The 22,983-nt window shown below is 65.4% G+C and carries 23 protein-coding genes; 11 read left to right on the forward strand and 12 right to left on the reverse strand.

Annotated elements, in window-relative coordinates; genetic code table 11:
- The first annotated feature begins 31 nt into the window (after positions 1 to 31).
- From WKW80_RS27425 to WKW80_RS27435, 3 genes are all read left to right on the forward strand, one after another.
- Positions 32 to 1,009: an ABC transporter substrate-binding protein gene (locus WKW80_RS27425; protein ID WP_340366751.1), complete on the forward strand. Its 978-nt coding sequence runs from the start codon at positions 32 to 34 to the stop codon at positions 1,007 to 1,009.
- Positions 1,010 to 1,186: 177 nt separating this feature from the next.
- Positions 1,187 to 2,002 (forward strand): uracil-DNA glycosylase family protein, encoded by an 816-nt coding sequence (locus WKW80_RS27430; protein WP_340366752.1) that lies wholly within the window; start codon positions 1,187 to 1,189, stop codon positions 2,000 to 2,002.
- Entirely contained in the window at positions 1,999 to 3,789 is a 1,791-nt protein-coding gene (locus WKW80_RS27435) for an amidohydrolase family protein (protein WP_340366753.1), read from the forward strand. The genes WKW80_RS27430 and WKW80_RS27435 overlap by 4 nt, the downstream gene beginning before the upstream one ends.
- Positions 3,790 to 3,813: 24 nt before the next feature.
- Here WKW80_RS27435 and WKW80_RS27440 read toward each other — a convergent pair whose 3' ends face one another.
- The 7 genes from WKW80_RS27440 to WKW80_RS27470 are packed head-to-tail and all read right to left on the reverse strand — an operon-like array spanning position 3,814 to position 10,044.
- On the reverse strand, positions 3,814 to 4,911 hold the full coding sequence (locus WKW80_RS27440; protein WP_340366754.1) for an ABC transporter substrate-binding protein: 1,098 nt from the start codon (positions 4,909 to 4,911) through the stop codon (positions 3,814 to 3,816).
- A 47-nt stretch (positions 4,912 to 4,958) separates the two neighbouring features.
- Positions 4,959 to 5,840 carry an ABC transporter permease gene (locus WKW80_RS27445; protein ID WP_340366755.1) on the reverse strand — a complete coding sequence of 294 codons (882 nt, stop codon included), beginning with the start codon at positions 5,838 to 5,840 and terminating at the stop codon, positions 4,959 to 4,961.
- 15 nt (positions 5,841 to 5,855) lie between these two features.
- On the reverse strand, positions 5,856 to 6,674 hold the full coding sequence (locus WKW80_RS27450) for an ABC transporter ATP-binding protein (protein ID WP_340366756.1): 819 nt from the start codon (positions 6,672 to 6,674) through the stop codon (positions 5,856 to 5,858).
- Positions 6,671 to 7,462 carry an alpha/beta fold hydrolase gene (locus WKW80_RS27455; protein WP_340366757.1) on the reverse strand — a complete coding sequence of 264 codons (792 nt, stop codon included), beginning with the start codon at positions 7,460 to 7,462 and terminating at the stop codon, positions 6,671 to 6,673. Before WKW80_RS27455 ends, WKW80_RS27450 begins: the two co-directional genes overlap by 4 nt.
- Entirely contained in the window at positions 7,459 to 7,866 is a 408-nt protein-coding gene (locus WKW80_RS27460) for a VOC family protein (RefSeq protein ID WP_340366758.1), read from the reverse strand. The genes WKW80_RS27455 and WKW80_RS27460 overlap by 4 nt, the downstream gene beginning before the upstream one ends.
- Positions 7,867 to 7,870: 4 nt before the next feature.
- Positions 7,871 to 9,472: an FAD-dependent monooxygenase gene (locus tag WKW80_RS27465; RefSeq protein WP_340366759.1), complete on the reverse strand. Its 1,602-nt coding sequence runs from the start codon at positions 9,470 to 9,472 to the stop codon at positions 7,871 to 7,873.
- A 2-nt stretch (positions 9,473 to 9,474) separates the two neighbouring features.
- Entirely contained in the window at positions 9,475 to 10,044 is a 570-nt protein-coding gene (locus WKW80_RS27470) for a GAF domain-containing protein (RefSeq protein WP_340366760.1), read from the reverse strand.
- A gap of 74 nt (positions 10,045 to 10,118) precedes the next feature.
- On the opposite strand from WKW80_RS27470, the gene WKW80_RS27475 reads away from it, so the two are divergent.
- Positions 10,119 to 11,090 (forward strand): LysR family transcriptional regulator, encoded by a 972-nt coding sequence (locus WKW80_RS27475; RefSeq protein ID WP_340366761.1) that lies wholly within the window; start codon positions 10,119 to 10,121, stop codon positions 11,088 to 11,090.
- Positions 11,091 to 11,144: 54 nt separating this feature from the next.
- Here the strand turns inward: WKW80_RS27475 and WKW80_RS27480 are convergent, their stop codons facing one another.
- The 3 genes from WKW80_RS27480 to WKW80_RS27490 form a co-directional block, all read right to left on the reverse strand.
- A complete protein-coding gene (locus tag WKW80_RS27480; RefSeq protein WP_340366762.1) occupies positions 11,145 to 11,660 on the reverse strand; it encodes a hypothetical protein in 516 nt (171 codons plus the stop codon).
- Between the two features lie 212 nt (positions 11,661 to 11,872).
- Positions 11,873 to 12,850, reverse strand: a complete 978-nt coding sequence (locus WKW80_RS27485; protein ID WP_340366763.1) for an ABC transporter substrate-binding protein — start codon at positions 12,848 to 12,850, stop codon at positions 11,873 to 11,875.
- A 97-nt stretch (positions 12,851 to 12,947) separates the two neighbouring features.
- Positions 12,948 to 14,945, reverse strand: a complete 1,998-nt coding sequence (locus tag WKW80_RS27490; RefSeq protein WP_340366764.1) for a YncE family protein — start codon at positions 14,943 to 14,945, stop codon at positions 12,948 to 12,950.
- A gap of 548 nt (positions 14,946 to 15,493) precedes the next feature.
- Between WKW80_RS27490 and WKW80_RS27495 the strand changes: the two genes are divergently transcribed.
- Positions 15,494 to 15,988 (forward strand): low molecular weight phosphatase family protein, encoded by a 495-nt coding sequence (locus WKW80_RS27495; RefSeq protein ID WP_340366819.1) that lies wholly within the window; start codon positions 15,494 to 15,496, stop codon positions 15,986 to 15,988.
- A gap of 31 nt (positions 15,989 to 16,019) precedes the next feature.
- The gene (locus WKW80_RS27500; RefSeq protein WP_340366765.1) at positions 16,020 to 16,217 is read left to right on the forward strand and encodes a hypothetical protein; all 198 of its coding nucleotides are present in this window, start codon (positions 16,020 to 16,022) and stop codon (positions 16,215 to 16,217) included.
- 23 nt (positions 16,218 to 16,240) lie between these two features.
- Here WKW80_RS27500 and WKW80_RS27505 read toward each other — a convergent pair whose 3' ends face one another.
- Positions 16,241 to 16,930 (reverse strand): hypothetical protein, encoded by a 690-nt coding sequence (locus tag WKW80_RS27505; RefSeq protein WP_340366766.1) that lies wholly within the window; start codon positions 16,928 to 16,930, stop codon positions 16,241 to 16,243.
- 503 nt (positions 16,931 to 17,433) lie between these two features.
- Between WKW80_RS27505 and WKW80_RS27510 the strand changes: the two genes are divergently transcribed.
- Both WKW80_RS27510 and WKW80_RS27515 read left to right on the forward strand, forming a co-directional pair.
- The gene (locus tag WKW80_RS27510; RefSeq protein ID WP_340366767.1) at positions 17,434 to 17,640 is read left to right on the forward strand and encodes a hypothetical protein; all 207 of its coding nucleotides are present in this window, start codon (positions 17,434 to 17,436) and stop codon (positions 17,638 to 17,640) included.
- 175 nt (positions 17,641 to 17,815) lie between these two features.
- Positions 17,816 to 18,160, forward strand: a complete 345-nt coding sequence (locus tag WKW80_RS27515) for a hypothetical protein (RefSeq protein WP_340366768.1) — start codon at positions 17,816 to 17,818, stop codon at positions 18,158 to 18,160.
- 78 nt (positions 18,161 to 18,238) lie between these two features.
- Here the strand turns inward: WKW80_RS27515 and WKW80_RS27520 are convergent, their stop codons facing one another.
- Positions 18,239 to 19,075: an amidohydrolase family protein gene (locus WKW80_RS27520; protein ID WP_340366769.1), complete on the reverse strand. Its 837-nt coding sequence runs from the start codon at positions 19,073 to 19,075 to the stop codon at positions 18,239 to 18,241.
- Between the two features lie 191 nt (positions 19,076 to 19,266).
- Here WKW80_RS27520 and WKW80_RS27525 point away from each other — a divergent pair, with 191 nt between their 5' ends.
- The 3 genes from WKW80_RS27525 (at position 19,267) to WKW80_RS27535 (ending at position 22,893) form a co-directional block, all read left to right on the forward strand.
- Positions 19,267 to 20,277, forward strand: coding sequence for an aldo/keto reductase (locus tag WKW80_RS27525; RefSeq protein ID WP_340366770.1), 1,011 nt, complete (start codon positions 19,267 to 19,269; stop codon positions 20,275 to 20,277).
- A 42-nt stretch (positions 20,278 to 20,319) separates the two neighbouring features.
- Complete coding sequence (locus WKW80_RS27530; protein WP_340366820.1) at positions 20,320 to 21,444, forward strand: zinc-binding dehydrogenase; 1,125 nt, start codon at positions 20,320 to 20,322, stop codon at positions 21,442 to 21,444.
- Between the two features lie 285 nt (positions 21,445 to 21,729).
- Positions 21,730 to 22,893 (forward strand): MFS transporter, encoded by a 1,164-nt coding sequence (locus WKW80_RS27535; RefSeq protein ID WP_422822977.1) that lies wholly within the window; start codon positions 21,730 to 21,732, stop codon positions 22,891 to 22,893.
- The last annotated feature ends 90 nt before the right edge of the window (positions 22,894 to 22,983 follow it).

The following is a 22,983-nucleotide window of genomic DNA, read 5'->3' on the forward strand; positions in this document are numbered from 1 at the left end:
AACGTCGCGTGTCACCCGGAAAGGCGACATCATGAACAGGCGAGACATTTCCGTGGGGCTGTGTGCACTTGCCGGGCTGCCGCAGGTGACGCGTGCACAGGAGCCGGGCAGGATCTACCGGATCGGCTGGCTGGGCGTTGACCCACCGGAGACGACTCCTCCTTATACGCCTGCATGGGCCCAGGGCATGGCCAGGCTCGGATGGGTCCTCGACAAGAACCTGATCGTCATCTACAGGTACACGGATCGAACGGAGCGTCTGCCTGAACTTGCGGCCGAGCTTGTTCGCCTGAAAGTGGATGTCATCGTGGCTTTCGCCGCGCCACAGACGGAGGCGGCGAAACAGGCCACGGACACCATCCCGATCGTGTTCATGGTCCATGGCGATCCCTTGGGGCGGGGACTCATCGCGAGCTTGGCAAGACCCGGAGGGAACATCACCGGCGGCAGCCTGATGCTGCCTGAACTGTGTGTGAAGCGCGTGCAGTTGCTGCGGGAATTGCTCCCGGGTGCCTTGCGTATCGCGGTGCTTTGGAACGTCGCCAATCCCGTAAAGCTGAGGGATTGGGAGGCAACCCGGCAAGCCGCCCGGGACCTTGCGTTCAAACTCGAACCGTGCAATTTCACGGGCCCGGATGACTTGCAGGACGCCTTTGAAATGGCTCGAAAGGCCAGGGCAGATGCATTGATGACGCTGGAAGATCCACTCACCTGGCTGTTCCGAAGCAACATCGTCGACTTCGCGGCAAGCGAGCGATTGCCTGCGATCTACGCAAACGAGGAGTACGCGCAGATCGGGGGATTGATGTGCTACTACGTCAACAGCAACGAACTCCATCGGCTGAATGTGTATTACCTGGACAAGATCCTCCGGGGTGCGAAGCCTGCCGATCTGCCGATTGCCCAGCCGACAGTATTCACGTTGGCAGTGAATCTGAAGACCGCGAAGGCGCTCGATTTGACGATACCAAGGACCATCCTGACGCGCGCCGAAGTCGTCATCACCTGACCAATTGGCTGCCTTGCCAGCCACAGGCAGGAGGCCTCGCACACAGCGACCCCGGCAGAGACTTGCTTTTCCTCCCAGAAAGTGAGGTTGCCGGCTTCCGACCCGAGGGCTACCCTTACGCCCGGCCGCGCGCTTTGCATGGCGTGCATCTCGCTGCGGTCGGCAGGAGGGACGCCCATGCTGCACCCGTTTGATCCCGGATACGTTGCCGAGCCGTTCCTGACGCTTTGCTCGGACTACCCTGATGCCGCTGTCTATCCGGCCAGTGAATTCAGGGTCGAGTGGGGACCGATATTTCACCGCGGCCGGCTGGACGGATCGGCGCGCGTTCTCGTGGTGGGGCAGGATCCTGCCCAACACGAGACCATCGTCCGCCGAATACTCGTCGGCGAGGCCGGGCGCAGGGTACAAGGTCTGCTGGCAAAGCTCGGCTTCACCACGAGCTACGCATTCATCAACACTTACCTGTACAGCGTGTATGGCAGCGTCAAGGCCGCAACGCGCCGGAACCCCGCGCTGGTCGACTACCGAAACCGCTGGCTGCAGGCCCTGTTGGGCGAGCAGAAGATCGAGGTCGTCATCGCGCTGGGGCAGGCAGCCGATGGCGCCTGGACCGCATGGAAGGCAACACCCCAAGGTCAGGCTTCGAGCCCGGCGTATGCCGCGATAACGCATCCGACGCAGCCGGAGAGTTCATCCGGCGGCGACAAGGCAAAGCTCGCGCTGGCGACCACGAAGATGCTGCGCAACTGGAACGCTGCGCTGCAGGCAGTGCATTCGAGCGTGGCGCACCCGGATGCGCCAACGCCGCTCGCACTCTATGGCGATGCGTGGGCAGAAGGTGATCGCCTGCCGATTCCTGAAATGGACTATCCCGCCGGCCTTCCCGCGTGGATGCGCGACAACGATGGATGGGCCGCGCGCAAGGGCGCGGATGAATTGGCCAAGCGCCGCAACATCACGCTCACGGTGACCAAGGGGGTGGTTGCATGACGGCAAGAAAGCGAACCTGGTATCCGCTCGCCGAGGGCGCGGTCAAGGGCGGCAAGACGCCTGCCGCACGCACGGCCCCTCAGGCCGCTGCCAGGGCACCGGCGCCGATCGACCCGCTCGCGAGCCCCCGACTCGCCATCGCCGGCCGGGTGGTGACCATGGACGACGCATTCAGCGTCAGGAAGGATGGCGTTGTCTACATCGGCAATGGAACCATCGTTGCCATCCTCGGCAAGGGCGACAAGCCTCCGAGCGGCTTCGAGGACGTTGCCGTCGTGGCGACACGGGGAACGATCTATCCGGGCCTGATCGAGCTGCACAACCATCTCAGCTACAACGCGTTGCCGTTGTGGAGTCCGGTACCGAAACTCTTCAACAACCGCGGGCAGTGGCCCCAGCACCCAGACTACCGAAAGCTCATCAGCGGACCCATGACCGTCATCGGACAGTACCGCGATGCGCAGGGACAGGCGGCGCTTCTTGCGCCCCTGGTGCGCTACGTCGAATGCAAGTGCCTTCTCGGCGGCGTCACGACCAGCCAGGGCATCATGCTCAACAGCAACGCAGGCGTGCAGCGCTACTACCGGGGCATCCTGCGCAACGTGGAGAAGACCGACGACCCCGCACTGTCCGAAGCGCAGGCGCGGATCGCCGATGTGGACGCGAAGGACGCCCGTGCCTTCATGGCGCGCCTCAACAAGGAGGACAGTTGCTTCCTCCTGCATATGAGCGAAGGGGTCACGCCCCCGGGCGCCACGACCTCCGAGGCGCGCAAGCATTTTCTTGCGCTGGAGGTGGCGCCGGACGCGTGGGCAATCAACGACCGTCTTGCAGCCATCCATTCCGCGGGGCTGACCGCAGATGATTTCAAGGTGCTCGGGAAATTCGGCGGCTCGATGATCTGGTCGCCACTCAGCAACATGCTGCTCTATGGCGCAACGGCGCAAGTGGACGCCGCGCGCGCAGGGCAGGTCCGCATCGGCATCGGCAGCGACTGGTCGCCTTCCGGAAGCAAGAATCTGCTCGGTGAACTCAAGGTTGCATGGCTGTATTCACAACACCTGCTCAATGGGTCGTTCAGCGCCAGGGATCTCGTGGCCATGGCCACGCGCGATGCGGCGGCCATCCTCAAATGGCAGGGCGCGTTGGGAAGATTGGAGGCCGGCAAGCGCGCAGACCTCGTGGTCGTCAACGGAACCGCCGGCGAGCCCTACGAGGCGCTCATCAAGGCCAGGGAAACGTCGATCAACCTGGTGATGATCAACGGCATCCCGCGCTACGGCCTGCCGGCGACCCTGAAGGCGCTGGGCGTCAAGGGCGAGGCGCTCAAGGTGGGCGGGAGGGCCCGCGCAATCTTCCTGGAGCAAGCGACCGGCGACCCCGACGTGGCAAGGGTTTCGCTCGGTGCCGCCAAGGCTGCGTTGCAGAACGCCTTCATGAAGCTGCCCGAACTCGCACGCGAGATCGAGAAGCCCCCGGCGATGCCGGCGCGCGCAGCACAGTCGGCCATCGACGCGCCGAAGCCGCTCGTGTGGACCTTGGCGCTCGACGAGATCAGCAACACGGGCATGGATCAACGCCCGCGCCTGCCGTTCAACGGCCCACAAGACTTCACAGGTCCGGCCATGCAGCCGGTGAGTCTCGCGGCGCCGAAGCTGTCCAGCATCCTCGTGCCCATCGAGCTGGATCCGCTCACGGTTGCCGATGACCGAAATTTCCTGGCACGCATCGCGGCCGAGCCCAACGTGCCAGAGGCCATTCGCAACGGTCTTGCCGCGTTGTACTGACGAGGTCTGCCGCCAGATCGGGCCCTACAACCTGAACGACTTCGCCATCTCCACGACCGCCTTCCTGTCGAAGGCGTTGACCTCGTCGATCAACTCGTTGCTGAACAGTCGATTCGGATCGCCCAGTTCCTCGGCCAGCTTGGGGTTCCTCGTGCTCTCGGCGGCCATCTCGATGTTGGCCTTCCACTCGGCCAGCGACGATGCACCCATGCGCTGGTCCGGGTCGTCCGGGCGGCGCATCCAGCTTTCCTTGCGGTCCTTCATGATGAATGCCAGTTCCTTGCGCGCTTCATCTTCGCTGCGGCCCTTGGGGCGGCTCTCGGGGTACACGGCCCAGTGCAGGTCGATGCCGGCGTCGAGGTTGCTGTTCGAGAAGATGGTGGACTTGGCGATGCCGCGCAACAGCGCCACCAGGGACTTGCGCTCCTCCTTCAGCAGCTTGCGCGGCACGCAGATCCAGCCGGAGCCCACCTGGGCGAACTTCGGCGTGATCGGCACGTAGCGCAACCTGGTGCCCACCAGTTCGATGCGCGCCGCGGCGGTGTCGAAGGCCACCATCGCATCGACCCGGTCGTTGTCGATTGCCGCGCCTGCCGGTGCACCGTCGCCGATGGCGATGTACTCGCACTTGTCGTCCTTCAGCCCGAGTTCGGCCAGCATGGTCCTGGTGACCACGATCCCGGTGTCGCCCTGGCTGCGCACGCCGATGCGCTTGCCCGCGAGGTCCGCCGCCGTCTTGATCGGGCTGCCCGGCTTCACCACGATCACGTTGGCATTGCGCGGCAGCCATTTGTAGACGCTGACCAGGTCCAGCGCCGGGTCCTTGGCCATCGCCGGCAGCATGATGCCGGGCACGGCCGGACCGAAGTCCACGTGGCCGGCGCGCAGGCTTTGCAGCGCCTGCGTCATGCTCGACATGTTGACGTACTCCACGTCCACGCCGCTTGGCCTGTAGAAGTTCAGCTTCGGGTGCTGGCCCGCCGTGACGAAGCATTGCTGCGGGTCGTTGACCGCCGCGGTGTTCGCCACCTTCATGATGCGCAGTTCCTGCGCCATGGCCGGCATTCCGTGGGTCAATCCGAGGGCACCAAGGCCCAGGCCGAAATCGCGTCGCGTCAACATGGTCCACTCCTTGCCGGCACTGCGCCGGCCTTGTTGAAAAAAGCTAGCTAGGCATTCACGGTGCGCTGCGAGGTGTCTGCGGGCATCCAGTGCAGTACTCGCCGCTGCAGGCGCCGCAGCAGGCCGGTCAGCACGATGCCGATCACCGAGAGCACGACGCACACCGCAAAGCTGCCGCCGGTGTCGGCTTGCGCCTCCATCTGCAGGATCAGCACGCCGAGGCCCGCCTGCGCGCCGACGAACTCCCCCACCACCGCGCCCACCACGCTGAAGGCAGCGGCCATGTTCAAGCCGGCGAAGACAAAGGGCAGCGCGCTGGGGAACTTGGCCTTGCGGAAGATCTGCCATGGCGTGGCGGACAACGAGCGCAACAGGTCGATGCGGTCGGGGTCCACGGCCTTGAAGCCAGCGATGCTGGTCACCAGCACCGGGAAGAAGGTGAGCAGGCAGATGATCACCACCTTGGAGCTGATGCCGAAGCCGAGCCAGACCACGATGATCGGCGCCACCGCCACCTTGGGCACGCTCTGCAGCGCGGCCACGTAGGGCTCCAGCAGCGCCTCCACCCGGGGCATCTGCGACACCACGATGCCGATCGCCAGGCCGACGCCGCTGCCGATCAGGAAGCCCAGCGCGATCTCCGCGAGGGTGACACCGCCGTGATACCAGAAGCCGTCCTTTGCCATGGGCCCGGTGGCGAGGCCGCGCCATAGCGCGACCGCGATGTCGCTGACCGGCGGGACCAGGTGCACGGGCACCTTGAACAGCCGCACGGCCCCTTCCCACGCGCCGAGCAGCGTGGCCAGCAGCAGGATGGATTGCACGCGGGTGGATGCGAGCAGGCCGGCGCGGGGCCGCGCCTTCGTGGTCCGGGCGACGGCGTCGTCAGGGCGCGGGCCGGAATCGGAGGTCAACATGGCAGTCGTCATGGCAGCATCCTTTTTTCAGTCGAACGAAGCGGCATGCGAGAAGCGCTCGCGGATCGACGCGGCGGCGGCCGCAAACGCCGGGTGCGACATCGCTTCCATGGTTCGCGGCCGCGGCAGGTCGACCGGCAGCACGCGCTCCAGCGTGCCCGGGCGCGGCGACATCACGAACACCTTGTCGCCGAGGAACACCGCCTCGGGGATGGAGTGCGTGATCAGCACCACGGTCTTGCCGCTTTCCATCCAGATGCGCTGCAGCTCGAGGTTCATGCGCTCGCGCGTCATCGCGTCGAGCGCGCCGAAGGGCTCGTCCATCAGCAGAATCTTGGGGTCGTGCAACAGCGCCCGTGCGATGGACGCGCGCTGCTGCATGCCGCCGCTCAACTGGCGCGGCAGCTTGTGCTCGAAGCCGTCGAGGCGAACCATCTGCAGCAGATGCATGGCGCGTTCGCGCGCCTGTTTCCTGTCCAGCCCGAGCACTTCGGCCGGCAGCATCACGTTCTCGAGGATGGTGCGCCACGGCAGCAGGATGGAACTCTGGAACACGACGCCCACATCGCGGCGCGTGCCATGGATCGGCTGGCCGTCGAGCATCACGCTGCCGACTTCGTAATCGAGCAAGCCGGCCAGAATGCGCAACAGCGTGCTCTTGCCGCAGCCACTGGGTCCGACGATGGTGACGAAGCTGCCCTGCGCGATGAGGCAGTCGATCTGCTTGATCGCGAGCACGCCGTCCCGGCGGCCACCGAAGGTCTTGGACAACCCTTCGATGCGGATGTAGTCGGGCCGTCCGCCCAGGCTTCTTGCGGGCGCGGGCTGTAGAAGGGTTGTGTTCATGCCTTGACTCCTGCGGGATTCAAAAACCGGACCATGTGATGCGCGAGAACTTCCGGTGCCTGCATGGCGGTCACATGGCCGATGGCTGGCAGCAGCACGGCGTCCGCGCCGCGGATGCGCCCCGCCATGGCCAGCGTCACCGTCGGCGGCACCACGCGATCGAGTTCGCCGGCCAGCACCAGGGTCGGTGCGACGATGTCGGCCACGCCGTTTTCCAGCGTCGTCGCCACGGTTGCGGCGCGACGCGTGGCGCGCGGCGATTCGGGTCGGGCGTTCGCGAATACGCGCCGCAACTCCGGCCGCTGCACGAGAAACGCTTCAGGAAAGAACCATGTCGCCAGTTCCTCCGCCGTGCCGGGCAGGCCGCGCCGCAGTTCGGCCAGGCGACGCGCGTCCGGGCACAGCTCCTCGTACGGGCGCGGCAGCGGCCAGGTGCTGGCCAGCACAAGGCGATCGATCGACAGCGGATACAACAGCGCCAGCGCCTGCGCCACACGTCCTCCGAACGACGAGCCGAACACGTGCGCCCGCTTGAACCCCAGCGCCTTGATGAACAGGTGTGCGTCGTTCGCCAGGTCCGCCAGCGTGGCAGCACGCTCGGGCGCCTGCGTATCGCCGCAATCGCGCTGGTCGTACGAGATCACGGTGAAGTGCTGCGCCAGGTGCGGCACCAGCGTGGCGAACATCTGGCGCGAAGCCTCCGCGCCATGCATCAGCACCAGCGCCGGACCCTGGCCCTGGCGCTCGAAGGCAACGCGCACTTCCCCGGCCTGCATGAAGTCGGTCATGGCGCGCTCCCTTCTTCGTGGTCCAGCCAGAAGGTCATTTCGATCTTGAGTCCGCGTGGGTCATGGAGGAACAGCTGATGGATGGCCCACCCGGGAATCGGCGCCTCGGCGAAGGGCACACCCAGCATGCCGAGGTGCTCGCGCATCTCGTTCAGTCCGCGCGAGCGGAACGAGATGTGGTCGACGTGGCCGGTGACCGGCTGCATGGCCGCATCCGGCTTCGGCAGATGCGCGAACAGATGCACGATCGGCTGGCCCTCCGCATAGAGCCATGCACCCGGTGCAGGGATCTCCGGACGCGCACCGACCTGCAGTCGCATCACGCGCGTGTAGAAGTCGGCCAGCGAGGGCAGTTCGTCCGGTGTGCAACGGATCGTGAAGTGGTGAAGTGCGGTGACAGGCATGGCATCAATCCAGCAGCCGGGCGAGCACGGCCGACAATTCGGCGGCGGGGTCCGATGGCGTCCACGGCATGCGGAAAGCCACGTGGCCATCGGGTCGCACGAGCACCGCGCCGCGCAAACCGAGCAGCAGTCCGTCTTTCGCGTGCGTGTCTTCCAGCTGATGGGCCTGCACCACGCGCCCATTCTTTCCGGAGACGGCACGCGCCGCTTCCATCCATCCGTCCGCTTTCGGCCCGGCCACCAGCACGAACTCCTTGTCGAACCAGTCGAGCGTCGTGTGGCGCCGCGCCAGGTCCAGCCAGATATGCGGGAAGCGCACGCCCGGCTTGTCGCCGGGCTCATACCAGCGTGCCTGCATCACGTGCTTGCCGGTGCCGTCGGGGATGACCGCGCCGTCCTCGTAGCAAAAACCCAGCGACTGCCCGATGCTGTGGATGTGGTTCTCGCTGTCGCGGATCCAGAAGTCGATTCGGTCCGGGTTGCCGGAACGCAGTGCCTCGTCGCACTGGATGAAGCGCGTCGCGTTGTGCAGGCTGAAGTCGGCGTTCGACTCGGCGACAGGGCGCCGCTCGCGCTCGTAGCTGTCGAGCAGGCGCGCGCTGGCGCGGCCGGTGATCACGAAGGCCAGCTTCCACGCCAGGTTGTGCGCATCCTGGATGCCGGAGTTCATGCCATAGCCGCCGTTGGGCGGAAACCGGTGCGCCGAATCGCCCACCAGCAGCACGCGGCCCTTGCGAAAACTCGCGGCCACCTGGCGGCTCATGCGCCACACCGAGCGATTGATCACCTTCACGTCCAGGTTGGGCACGCCGGCAACGGTGCGCGCGAGGTTCACCACTTCGTCGTCGGTGCGCTCGCCGACGCGCTCGTCGACTTCGCGTCCCACCGGCAGCAGGCTCAGCCAGCGGTCCTTGCCGTTGGTGTTGAGCACGGTCGTGATCGGGTACGGCGAATCCTTCGCGTAGACGCGCCAGTCGGCGCAGATGGCGGCATCGCGCACATGCGAGAGGTCGGCTTGCCAGAACTCGTTGGCCATCACCGCCAGCGCGGCCGGTCCTCGCATCTCGATGTCGGCCTGCCGGCGCACCGCACTGGCGGCGCCGTCCGCGGCGATCAGGTACTGGGCCTGCCAGGTGAAGGTCTCGCCGGTGTCCAGCTTGCGGCCGGTCACCGCGATGCCATCGGCGCTTTCCTCGTAATGCAGGAACTCGTGGCCGAACAGGAAGCAACCGACCTGGCTTTTGCGTGCATGGTCCAGCAGTTCGATTTCCACCGTGTCCTGCGACTGGATGATCTTCCAGCACGGCGAGTGGCCCACGTTCGGCTCGGGGTTGGTGCGGCCCCATTCGTGGCCGGTCATCGACTCGCAGAAAGCGAAGAAGTCGGAGCCGTCGGGCAACGCATGGCGCTTCATCAGGCTGTCGATGCCCCATTGGCGGAAGATCTCCATGGTGCGCGTGTAGGTGCCGCGCGCCTTGGGGTGCTCCGTTGTCGTCGGGCTGCGTTCGAGCAGCACGAACTCGATGCCGAAGCGCTGCAGCAGGATCGCCATCGAGAGGCCCACCGGGCCGCCGCCAACGATCACGACAGGGACTCTGTCTTGCATGGTCAAGCCTCCATTGAATGGGTGAGGGGCACGCCCGTGAAGCGGTACGCCAGGCCGGGCGCGGCCGGCACCCAGCGCGCCGCGGCCAGGGCGAGCAGGCGGATGCCCAGGACTTCGTGCTGCCGCCACCGGGGGCGGGTGCCGAAGACGTTGAACGTGGCGTAGCAGAGGTTGCCCTGCAGCAGCGGCACGTTGATCACGCTTTGCAGGCCGTAGGGACGCATCTGGTCGAAGTCGTCGAAATGGCGTGCCAGTGCTCCCGATCCTTCGGCGACGAATACGCGGCCCTGCAGGAACAGGCACTCGGTCCACGGTGTGAGCGTCTTGCGCTTGGCGCCGTTCACGGGGTAGTCGTCCGCTACGGACGAATAGAGGCGGCGAAGCCGTATCTCGTCGGCAGGATCGCGCCCGGTCGTCACGTTCTGCTGGATGCTGAAGACGCTCTCGCCGGCGATCTGGCGTCGGCGGAGGTCCACTTCGAGCAATGCATCCTCGGCGCTTCGCGTGTCGGCGAGCGTGTCGAGGAGGTTGGCGATGAGCGACGTGAGCGTCGATGCATTGGCGGTGGGCATGAAGAAAGTCTAGGCGCCTGAATTCACCAAAATGCACTAAATTCTGATCGCCCGATAACCAAACAGTTATGCCAATGCCGACCACCCGCGACCCTGCCGCCGACCTGCTTCACGCGCTGCTTTCCCGCCTGAAGCTGCGGCAGCTCTCGCTGCTGCAGGCCATCGACCGCCATCGCACGCTCGGCCGCGTGGCCGCGGAGATGCGACTGAGCCAGCCGGCCATCACCAAGGCGTTGCGCGAGGTGGAAGACATCTTCGCAAGCAAGCTGTTCGAGCGCACCAGCCGGGGCCTGGTGCCCACGCCGTCGGGCGAGGCGGTGCTGCACTACGCGGGCCGCTGGCTCGCGGAGCTGGAGGCCACCACGCGCGTGCTCACGTCATTGGAGGCGGGCCGCGGCGGACGCCTGCGCCTGGGCCTGACGCAGCAAGTGCCGCAACAACTGCTGTCCGCCGCGCTCGTTCATCTGCTCGATCGCACGCCGCGCATGGCGGTGATGACGCGCGAAGGCACGACGGACGAACTCGTCGCTGGCCTCGTCGCGCGAGAACTCGATTGCGCCATCGGCCGCTCGTACGACGGGGATGCAACGGGCCTGGTGCAGGAGGCGATCTACCAGCAGGAACCCTGCCTGGTGGTGGCTGCCAAGAGCGTCAAGCGGCTGTCACGCGGCCCGCTGGACTGGGCACGCCTGGCGCAGCTCGACTGGATCCTGCCGCCGCCGAACACGCCCATGCGCAGGACCTACAACGCGATCTTCGTAGGCGCCGGCGTCCAGCCCCCGGTGCCGATGCTGGAGACGACGTCGATCCGCAGCATGGAGATGGTGCTGCGAACGCAGCCGAACGCGATCTCCATCCTGGCCCGCGATGTGGTGGCCGACATGGAGCGGGCAGGGCATTGGGCGGCATTGCCGTATCGCCTGAACTGGAATTTGCCGCCGGTGAGCTTCTTCACGCTGAAGGAACTGGAGGCGCACCGGATGGTGAAGTCGCTGAGGGACGCGGTGGTGGAGGTGGCGCAAGGGATGCAGCGCACGGCCGGATGAACCCCTGGACATTTCGGATGCCGCGAGCGCTGGGTCGCGTCGGGCGCGCGCCGCTCATTTCTTCGCGCAGAGGCCCAGCGCCACGTGCGTCTCGGTGCATACCTTCGCCTTTGCGGGCGCCGCGTCATTCCCTGGGGCGGGGGGTGCGGCCGTCGAGGCGTCCGGGGGCTCGGCGCCCTCCGCGCGCCGCCGCAGTGTTTGCCGGCGCTCGAAGACCACGACGGGGTGCTCGTCGTCAGATGGCGTTGCGGCGCCTTTCCCCAGGACGGAGGACGAATTCAAGAAGGGCAGCCTGGCGCCTTCGGGGCGGGTCGAATACCAATACGCGAACGCTCCGGCCGACAACACAAGGATCAGCACCAGCAGGCTCTTGAGCTTGAACATGCCGGTGCTGGGCTCCGGCTTCCACGGCGGCAGGTACATCGCCGAAGACGCGTCGCGCGAATCGGCGAATTCGGCGCCAACGGTGCTTGCAGAAAAGCGGACACCTGAAAACCTGCCCTTGCACCCGCTGCAGTACTTCGCGGAATCCTTGTTGGCGGTGTGACACGATTCGCAGAACTTGGTCATTCCGAGCGTTCCGGCGATGCCGCTGTTGCACGCGAAGTCACCACCGCCGGCCGCTCCCGCCGCAACGTGTTCACCCAGCGACCGATCGGTACGGACATCGCGTGTTCCCGAGCCATGGACAGTAAGGAATTTGCATTATGTGCCCTCGATTGGACCGCGTGTTCGGCGACGCGGCTTGCGAATTCGGTCGCGTCGCGCGGACCGCCAGGACTTCAGTCGACGACGATTTCGGCGCGCGTCAGGATGCTCCGGGGTATCGTCAGGTCGAGCGCCCTCGCGGTCTTCAGATTCACTGACAACGTGAAGCTCGTCGGTTGGGCAACCGGCAGATCGGCTGGCTTCGCTCCCTTGAGAATCTTGTCGAGGTAGTAGGCATTCAGCCGATAGACCTCGTCGACGTCCAGGTGGTAGCACAGCAGTCCACCGAACTCCGCGAGCGGCCCCCCGTAAACCGCCGGCAACCGCTCGCGTGCCGCGAATTCGATGATGGAGTTTCGAAAGCGATAGGTGAGCGAGTCTTCGAGCGGCATCAACGCATCCGGCCTGGCCTTTCGAGCAACTTCCAGCGCAGCCTGGAAGTCATCCGGGCCCGTGAACTCGCACGAGTCGAGCTTGAGCGCGAGGTCGCGGGCAGCGTCCTGCGAGGCCTTCCAATCGGCCATCTTCGTGGGATTGGCGACGTTCCAGAGCACTGCAACGCGCGAGGCACCTGGCAGCAACTCCCTGAGCAATTGCATGCGCTTCACACACAGTTCAGGCAGCATCTGGCAGTAGCCGGTGATGTTTCCGCCAGGTCTTGCCAGGCTCGCGATATGACCCCGTCCCACCGGGTCTCCATGGACGAAGAACACGATCGGGATGGTCTTCGTGGCTTGCCTCGCCGCCTCCGTCTGCGGCGCGGCAAAGGCCACGATCACATCCACGTTCAGGCGAACAAGCTCGTCCGCCAGTTCTGGCAGTTGCTCCATGCGATCCGTGTACCTGTAGATGACGACCACGTTCTTGTCGAGAACCCAGCCGCGTTTGGCCATGAGCTGCCGCCATTCGGGACGAAAAGGAACAACGGATCCCCCCGGTGCTTCGGCGCCCAGCCAGCCGATCCGGTAGACCCTGCCCGGCTTCTGTGCCTCGGCCACGTGCGGCAGCGCCGCCATTGCCAGCAGCGCCGTGGAGATGCCTCTCCTGTTCATGCTGACCCCTTCTGGGTGACATGCGACGTCGCGCACCACGGTAGCAACCGGCGCCGGCCGCGTCAAACAATGACCGGGACGGCGCGATCGCTTTCAATCAAGCCGCAAGCACGAACGCGAATGCGGCAGACGCGTCGTATTGGCTCTGCCGGCCCCAGCCGTTGTTGATCGTCGTTGCCACGTACAGGTACTCGGCGAAGCCGGCCACGTCGCAGGTGCCGAGCGCGGTCGCGACCGCGATCGTCACGGGCGCGGCGGGCGCGGGCACGGGGCCGCCGACGCTCAGCAGCTGGTTGACACCCTTGATCAGCGAGAACGAGTATGTCGCGTAGTTGGCGGGATGCGTGGCCGACAGCGCCATCGTCACGGGGTTCGGATTTGTCTTCACGCCGTAGTGCAGCAGCCCGCAGACCGTGTCGGCGCCGACGCTGTTGATGGTGGGTGCGGAAAGTGCAGCGGAACAGGACTGGTTATTGACCATGATCGTCAGCGGCGTGCTGGTTTCGATCACCGCGCCCGCGCTGGTGGTGAACTCCACGGTGATCGTGTGCAGGCCATTCGACAGGTTGGTCGAATTGGTCAGCATGCCCAGCGATGGATTCATCCAGAGGAACAACTCGGCAATCGGGTGGACGGGGTAGAAGGTCGGGTTGCCGCCCACGTTGACCGGCCCGATGGTCTGCAGCACGTAGGTCAGGCCGTTCCACTTGTAGTCGGTCCAGGCGTCGTTGCGCAGCACGCCGTCGATCTTGACGCGGTAGAACTTGGCACCGTCGTTGGCCGCGCGCTGGAAGTTGATCATCAGGGGCAGCGTGCCGCCGAAAGGCACGTTGGTCACAGGGTAGAAATAGGCCGGGTCTGTGGTCGCCAGGCCGCTCGCCAGCACCTTGTCGAACGGGATGAAGCCGATGCCCATCAGCAGAGGGCCGGTCGCCTGGAACGGCGTGAAATCGACCTTCTCGATGACCTGGTCGCTGCACACCAGCATCTGGCCCGAGGAGATCATCGCCACCGATGAAGGCCGCGCCGGAACACCGCCCGCCACCAGCGCGGTGCCGCCGCCGAGGCCGATGCTGGTGATTCGATTGGCGGGATCGCGCTCGGCCACCAGCAGCGTGGTCTGCGAGGCGTCGGACCAGGTGAGATGGAAGGGGGCGACGAGTCCGGTGGCCAGCTTGGTCGCGGCGCCGTTGCTGATCTGGATGCGGCTCACGCGGCCCGCGTCGGGGCCTGCCGTCTGCTCGCTGACATAGGCGAACTGCAGGTCGGAACTCAGCACCACGCCGACGCCGTTCTCCAGGTTCGATACCACCGCTGTCTTCGCGCCGTTCGACAGGTCGACGCGCCACAGGTGGCCGGGCGATGCGTACTCGATGACATAGGCCGCGTTGTGCGCTTCGTCGAGGAAGAGCTGTTGCGGTGCGCTCATGCCGGTCGTGACCACTGTCGCCGCCGAGCGGTTGGCGCTGCTCAATGCGAGGCGCACCAGGGTGCCGGTGCGCTCTGTGACATAGGCATGCAGGTTGTCGATGCCGACCTTGACGTCCTCCGGCTGGGTGTATCCCGTGCCGATCACGGCATAGGCCGGATCCAGCTTGTAGGTCACCCACTGGATCTTCATGTCGTAGCCATAGGCGACGACCTTGACCTTGGCGAAGTTGCCGAGGCTGGTCCGTACGGCGAACACGTCGCCGTTGACCAGCTTGTTGGTCGCGTCGTCGTTGCCCGGGATCGGCGTGGTGCCATAGGTAAGCGTCTGCAGGTTGCTGGCGCCGAGGGCGGTGAAGCTGACCACGCCCAGGTTGACGATGCGTGCGCTGTTGCGCGCCGCCATCTGCCGCGCCGTGGCGGTCATTTGCTCCCACCAGATGTCGTAGCCCGCGCCGGTCCCGCCTTGCACGCCGGTGTCGAGGTCGAAGGTGAAAGTGCCCTTCAACACCGTCGTGCCCTTGGACACGATGGTGGCGGAGGGCAGCAGGTTCAGGCGCGAGAGCTTGCCTGCGAACTCCACGAAGACAAGCTGGTTCTGCGGGCTGCGAAAGCTGCTGCCGATGGCGCCGCCCAGCCCGGACACGAGAGGGATTTGTGTAGTCATGTCGGATCCTCCTGATGGACCGCGTCGTCGTGGGCGGAGTGCCGGGCGCAATTCGCGGAGGGTTGTTGTAAGCCTGCAGGGTGGCGGCGGCCATCTACTTGAAGGCATACCCCAAGGCCCTCTTGCGACCGGTGCGAAGGGCCTTGAAATCCGGATTTGCCGATGGTTGGACTATGCGGGGGTCATGGCGTTCGACAGAAGCGCATAGACCCTTTGCGGTCCCGGGCCAATGGCACGGCATGCGTGCGAATCCGTCGCCGATCTGGCCGGCGTTGCCATGCTGGCATGACTTCTGCCAGACCCGAAAGCGAGGGGTCTCCCTAACGAGGAAAGTGGCGAGGAGAGTGGCGCCCGTCACCGCCTCAGCGCAGAATCCAACTTGGATGAAACACCCCCGGAGCGCCTGCGGCGCTTCGCATTCAAGGGGCGATACCAGCGGCCGGCGAAGCCGGTTTCGCGGTGTCCCTGGTATTTGACGGCGCCGGTTTCATGCGTCGCGGTGACGAGATGGCGTGATTGGAAACTGAAGTGCGAAGAAGTTGATCGACATGCAAGAGCGATTTCGAGTCGTCTTTGTCTCCCGGCGGAATTCGTTGCGAAGCATCTTGGCGGCGGCGTGCCTGGCGCATCTGGACGGCGCGCGCTTCGTTGCGATTTCCTGTGGAGCGCCGGGCCATGTTGCCCCCGCGGTGCATCCTGCGGCCATCGATGCGCTGGGCACCGCCCACATTCCGGTTCCTGCCAAGGAGCCGTGCAGTTGGGCGACGATCCTGCGAGGTCCGCCCTCGCGAATCAATTTCGTCATCCTTCTGGATGAAAGCATCGAAACGCTGCTTCCGCCATGGCCCGGACAGCCTGATTTCGCGACGTGGCCTTTTCCCGATGTTGCAGCGGAAAGCGATCCGGAAACCGCGGCGCGCGCGGCGATCCAGGTCCTGCACTCACTGCGGCGTCGCCTGGAATTGCTGATCGCCCTGACGATGCGTGGCACGGATCGCGCGGCCATTCGGTCGGACGTCAGGGAACTCGGACACATGATCTAGGTTGCCCTTGCCAAGGAGTGCTCAAGTGCCCATGTCCCGCCATCTGATGAAGATAAAGTCGCTCGTCGAGGAATTGAGCGATCGTTACGGTGATGACGATACTGCGGTGCAGCAGATGCGCCTGGAGGTCGCAGCCATCGAGGCGCTGGAGCGCGAACGGAGGCAACTGCGCCCGGCTCCGCAAGCCGGCGCGGCGCGCGCGCGGAGCTCCGCTGCACCGCCCGGTTAGTACTGCGGCGCCGCGCTCCCCTCTCAGTCGTCCTTCGCCTTCTTCCTGGGGCGGCCCGCTTTCAACTTCGGAAGCAGGTCGAGGACGATGCGAAATTGAGCGTCGCTGAGTTTCTGGAGTGAGTGCAGACCTGCGCGCAACAGTTCCCCCTTCTTCGTGGGCCTGCGCAAGTCCAGCGCGCGCTCCTTGAGCAAATGGATCAAGGCAAAGTCGGCCTGCGGCATCGTGAAGCTGTCTCGGACGAGCTTTGCGCGGGCCTCCGGCACTTCCTTCCAGGCGGAGACGGGTTTCGCCGACTGGGCCTTTTTGGGTTCGGTCTTCTTGGCGGAGGCCTTCCTGGCAGAGGACTTCTTGGGGGAAGCCTTCTCCGGAGTGGCCTTCTTGTTCAGCGCGACTTTCTCGACCTTCTGGGTCGTCCTGGCCCTGTCCTTCCGTGCGGGTGGCGCCTTCGCGGACTTCTTCGTCGACGAATGTTTCACAGACGCCTTCGTCACAGACGCCTTCTTCACGGACGCCTTCTTCTTCGCAGAAGCTCTCTTCTTCGCAGATGCCCCACGAGTCGGCCGCACCACTTCGCCTTCGGGTGAGGACGTGGCTGGAGCCGTGGTGCCCGTCACTTGCGCGGCGGGTCGCAAGGATTCATCCAGCACCGGGACAACGCCCAAGGGGGACTCGGCAACTTCGTTATTGGATGCAATGGCAAGTTCCGTCATCAAGGCCTCATATATTGGTATAAATCATTTATACCTTATTTTCACCAGGCCAGATTCGGGGACGCACACGCATTTGCACTTCCGAAGCGACCGGACCATCACGCAATACGCGAACGAGATCTGGAACCTGAAGCCGCAGCCTTTGCGGTAGGCCGCGCGATGCGGGCGATGCGGGCGATGCGGGCGATGCGACCGACGCGACCGACGCGACCGACGCGACCGACGCGACCGACGCAGATCCAACCATCTGAAGTGACAGCCTGCGGCATCGAGGACCAGCCGGTAACTGCCGCCTGAGTCTCCTCTACCAGCGCCAGCAAGCTGCCAGACCCGATCTTGATACGCAAACCTGACGAGCGCATGAATTTCCCGGGTGGTCGCCCGGTTACCCCGGAGATTCAGTGGGTCTTTCGCACCGTCACAGCCCAGCCATGTTCAGTCGCTAGCCTCGTGCCGAGTCTCACCCGGGTGCCAATTGCAGCGCTCCGAACTGCGAGCTTCGAATGAACGCCTTTCCCATCATCAAGATACTCACCACCACGGCTGTTGCATGGCTGCTCGCCAGCGCGACGCATGCGCAATCGTCCGGCGGCGGAAGCCGTGCGGAGGGCGATCCCGAGGCCGGACAACTCACCTCGCGGTCGCGTGGACGATCGCTCGGCTTGCCGCAAAGCGGGTCGACAGACTGGCAATCGAATGTGGCTGCCTGAGACCCACTCCCGCGGCGGATCCTGGACACGCCGTGCAGCCGCTCGTCGTTTTCGTGCAAAAGTTGGACGCTCCCGAGCCCGCGATGTATTGCAGCGCAAAGTTGCGAGGCCTACCCTGTCGAACATCCGATTGGCAATCGTTCTTTCTGCACGAATGACTTAGGACGGGCTCTGCATGTTGATTGCGATTCTGGTTCTGGCTTGCCTCGCCCTGCGAGAGATCTTCCTGGAGCGCTGGCTGAACCGGGCAGCATGCATTTGCAGGAAGCGGCAAGGTTGGGTCGCGATCGAGATCCGGCGCCGCGTCCTCATGGAGCGGCTGCCTCGCCACGTATCGGAATACCCGGTCCCGCGAGAGGAGCGGATCCTGGTAAGCCGCCTGCTGGGTCTCGTCCTCTGGCACCGCGAGGTCAGGGTGGCACTGCCGAACAGTGCCTGCGAACGCCTCGGTGCGGTCATGCCGCAAGACTTCGACCGCCAGTTCCCGGCTTGGCTTCGATTGGCCAGCGGCGGCAACTGAAGCTGCGCGCCGTTCGCCGTTCGCCGTTCGCCGTTCACCGTTCACCGTTCTCCGTTCTCCGTTCGCCGTTCGCCGTTCTCAAGTGTCGGAGGCCCAGCCCAGCAGTTGCCGCGGCGTCTCCCACAGCAGCTTGTTGCGATCCACGGCGTTCGGAAACAGCCGCTCGATCAGCTTGAGTTGCGGGCCGTATTCAACGCGTTCCGGCGCGCGCAGGTAGGGCCAGTCCGAACCCCACACGCAGCGATCGAGCGTGAAGGCCTGCACCAGCGCCTCGATGAACGGCCACGTGTCCGCATGCGGATGCGCCTCATGCGAGAACTTGGACAGCCCTGACAGCTTGACCCACGCGCGCCCGCTGCGGCCCAGCGCCAGCAAGGCCTGGAATGCGCGGTTCGACAATCCGTCGCGCGGTTCCGGCCGGCCGCAGTGATCGATCAGCAATCGCACGTCGGAACCGTCCAGCAGCGGCATCAGGTTGGGCAACTGGTCCTTCTCGACCTGAACCTGAAGCAGCATGCCAAGCTGCGACAGCATCTTCAGCAGGAGCGCCGTGCCCGTGTAATACGCAACGCCCAGGAACGCCGGATTGAATGCCACGCCGACGATGCCCTGCGTCTGCAGCGCCGACACGGTCTCCAGGCTGCAGTAGTTCTCGACCACGGCAATGCCCTTGAAGCGACCGCCGCTTTGCGCGATGGCATCGAGCAGGCACCGGTTGTCGGTGTCGTAGCCTGAATTGGGCCCGACCACCAGTGCATGCCGGACCCCGTACGCATCGAGCACCTGCATGAACAGCCGCGCCGACCCGCACTCCTGGCCGGAAGGGCGGTAGTGCGTATCGGGCCGGTACGGAAATCGGACGGGATCGAAGATATGGTTGTGGCAGTCGATCTTGGGCTCGTTGAAGATGCTCATTTGATTGCGCCTCCTTGGCGCCGCGATCAGTCTGGGTCCGGGCGAAGTTGCGGCAGGCCTCGGCGCATTCCACATGAACAATGCGGCCGTGTCACCTGCCGCATGGTCGGGTCGCGCGTGATTTCAGGCGCCGCCAGCGAAGAATTGCCGCGCTGACTATGATGGCCCGCCCCAACTCTGCGAGCGATGCCATGAGTCTCCCTTCCACCCGCTTGGGCCGTACCGGCCTCACCGTGTCGCGGCTTGCGCTCGGCACCATGACGTTCGGCCTGCAGACAGACGAAGCGACGTCGTTCCGCATCCTCGACAAGGCCACCGATGGCGGCATCAACTTCCTCGACACGGCCGACGTGTACCCGCTCGGCGGCACCGTCGAGACGACCGGCCGCACCGAGGAAATCATCGGGCGCTGGCTGCGCGGCAAGGGGGGCAGCCGCCGTGGCGAGTTCATCATCGCGACGAAGGCGGCCAACAAGGTCGGGCCGAATCCCTGGGACCAGGGCAACTCGCGCAAGCACTTGCTCGACGCCATCGATCTGTCGCTGAAGCGGCTGCAGGTGGACCATGTCGACCTGTACCAGCTGCATCACGACGATCGCGAAACCCCTCTCGACGAAACCCTGGAAGCGCTGGACGTGATCGTGCGGTCGGGCCGGGCGCGCTATATCGGCGTGTCCAACTTCCTGTCGTATCGGCTGGCGCGAGCCATTGGCCGGGCGGCGTTGAACCGGCTCGCGCAGTTCGTGTCGGTGCAGCCGCGCTACAGCCTGCTGTTCCGCGAAATCGAGCGCGAACTGCTGCCGCTGGCCGGCGAAGAAGGCCTGGGCGTGATCCCCTACAACCCGCTCGCAGGCGGCCTGCTCACCGGCAAGTACGCGCCCGGCGCCAAGCCTGAGGACAACACCCGCTTCACGCTTGGCACCGCCGGCTCCATGTACCAGGATCGCTACTGGAACGAGCGCAGCTTCAATACCGTGACGCAACTGCAAAAGCTGGCCGAGGAGGCCGGCGTGCCGCTCGCCACGCTCGCCGTGGCGTGGGTGATGGCCAACCCGCTGATCACGGCGCCGCTGCTCGGCGCCAGCAAGCCGGAGCAGCTCGACGCCACGCTGGCCGCGGCCGAGTACAAGCTGGCCGCCGACCTCAAGACGAAGCTAGATGAACTCACAGCCGAGTACCGCAAGGGCGACGCACCGCGCTGACTAATTCGAGGATGAACTGTCATGAACATTCCAGAAGACCGCATGGCCCTGCAACTTCGCTCGCTGATCAGGAAGAGCGGCGAGCTCGAACTGTCGTTGGCCAGCGTGCCGGTGCCCGCGCCCGGACCCGACGAGGTGTTGATCCGCATCGAGGCCTCGCCCTTGAATCCATCCGACCTCGGCCTGCTGTTCGGTGCGGCCGACATGGGCACGGCCAAGGCGTCGGGCACTGCCGATCGGCCCGTCGTCACTGCGAGCGTTCCTGAAGGCGGCATGCGCGCCATGGCCGCGCGCCTCGACGATTCGATGCCCGTCGGCAACGAAGGCGCGGGGCTGGTCGTCGAGGCCGGGTCGTCGCCGGCTGCGCAGGCATTGCTCGGCAAGACGGTTGCGGCCATCGGCGGCGCGATGTATGCGCAGTACCGCGCCGTACCGGTTGCGCAGACGCTGCTGCTGCCGCAAGGTGCCACCGCGGTCGATGGCGCGTCGTCATTCGTCAACCCGCTCACTGCCCTCGGCATGATCGAGACGATGCGGCGCGAAGGCCACACCGCGCTCGTGCACACGGCCGCCGCATCGAACCTGGGCCAGATGCTCAACCGCATCTGCATGAAGGACGGCATTGCGCTGGTCAACATCGTGCGCAAGCCGGAGCAGGCGGAACTGCTCAAGGGCATCGGCGCGAAATACGTTTGCGATTCGAGCACGCCCACATTCCTGCAAGACCTGACTGACGCGCTGGCCGCGACGGGCGCCACCATCGCCTTCGACGCGACCGGCGGCGGCAAGCTCGGTGGCCAGATCCTCGGCTGCATGGAAGCGGCGATCAACCGCAATGCGAAGGAGTACAGCCGCTACGGTTCGAACATCCACAAGCAGGTGTATCTGTACGGCGGCCTCGACACGAAGCCGACCGAGTTCGTGCGCAATTTCGGCATGGCCTGGGGCATGGGCGGGTGGTTGCTGTTTCCGTTCCTGGTGAAGATCGGGCCGGCCGCGGCGGAAGTGCTCAAGCAGCGTGTGGCGTCGGAACTGAAGACCACGTTTGCGAGCCACTACTCGAATGAAATCTCGTTGGCCGAGGTGCTGGACCCGGGGACGATCGCGGTCTACAACCAGCGCGCGACGGGGACCAAGTACCTGATCAATCCGGGCAAGGGGTTGTAATTGCATTTGCGTTCGCCCTACGGTCAAGCAAGGAGATGCAGAGACCCGAATTGACTATCGCAACCATCGAAGTCTGTTCGTGGGCACCCGCGGAACCGGCTTGTATGGTGAGGGTGCCGTTGAATAGGCAAGGCGAACACCACGGGTCACGTCGGATTGCCCTGCGCCGTCATTCCGTGCATGTTAATTTCACCGCGCCCTGGGGAAGCCCCGGCCCTTTGCGAGACTCCCTTGGCCCATTCCCCGACTTCTTCCTCGGTGCCCGTGCACGGCCTTTCGCCGGCAATGACCTTGCTGTTCGGCGCGGCCTGCGGGCTGAGCGTGGCCAACATCTACTATGCGCAGCCGCTGCTCGGCCCGATTGCCGAGACGCTCGATCTGCACGCCGGGCTCGCGGGCCTGATCATGACCCTGACGCAGCTAGGCTATGGTCTCGGGCTGTTGTTGCTGGTGCCGCTGGCGGACGTGGTCGAGAACCGGCGGCTGATTGCCTGCGCGCTCGTCGGCGCAGTGGTGGGGCTGGCGGGCATCACACTGTCGGATTCGGCCGCGACCTTCCTGGCCGCATCGTTCCTGGTGGGTGCGGGCGCGGTGGCGGCGCAGGTGCTGGTGCCGTTTGCGTCGCACCTCGCGCCCGAGGCCACGCGCGGCAAGGTGGTGGGCAACATCATGGCCGGGCTGCTGGCGGGCATCATGCTGGCGCGCCCGTTCTCGAGCATCGTCGCCGCTGCGCTCGGCTGGCGGGCCGTGTTTGCGATTTCAGCGGTGTTGATGGCGCTCCTGATCGTCGTGCTGTGGCGCGCATTGCCGCAGCGTCATCCGCACGCTTCCGTCGGCTATGCGCGCACGATGGCGTCGCTGCCGGGCATGGTCTGGCGCGTGCCCGTGTTGCGCCGGCGCGGGCTGTACCAGGGGATGATGTTCTCGTCGTTCCAGGCTTTCTGGACCACCGTGCCGCTGCTGCTGGCGCATGAGTTCGGATTGGGCCAGGGCGGCATCGCGGCCTTTGCGCTGGCCGGTGCAGCAGGTGCGTTGGCCGCGCCGTGGGCCGGCCGCCTGGCCGATCGCGGTCTCACGCGTCCCGCCACCGGGTGGGCGATGGCGGCGGGGTTGCTGTCGTTCGTGATCGGCGCGTTGTCGGTGCGCTTCCATTCGATCGCGGGACTGGTGCTGGCGGGTGTGCTGCTCGATGGCGCCGTGCAGCTTTGCCAGGTGCTTAGCCTGCGCAGCCTGTATGTGCTCGCGCCCGAATTGCGCGGCCGGCTCAATGGCCTGTTCATGACCTTCATCTTCCTGTGCGCCGCCGTCGCCTCGGCGCTGGCGGCGGCGGTCTATGCCTTCCATGGATGGATGGGCGTGAGCCTGCTCGGCGGCGGCTTCGTGGTGGTGGCGCTGGCCCTGTTTGCGACGGAGTTCATGCGGCGCGCCTCGCCGCTGCCGGCGACCTGATCGCTTCGCACACGGCGCCAGGGCTCCTCGGGCCGCTTGGGAATTCAAGTCGAAAGTGGCCTTTTCGATCGTGCCGCCGGCGCTCTCTAC

The organism is Variovorax humicola (genome assembly GCF_037889915.1).
In the GTDB taxonomy this organism is placed as follows: Bacteria; Pseudomonadota; Gammaproteobacteria; order Burkholderiales; family Burkholderiaceae_C; genus Variovorax; species Variovorax humicola.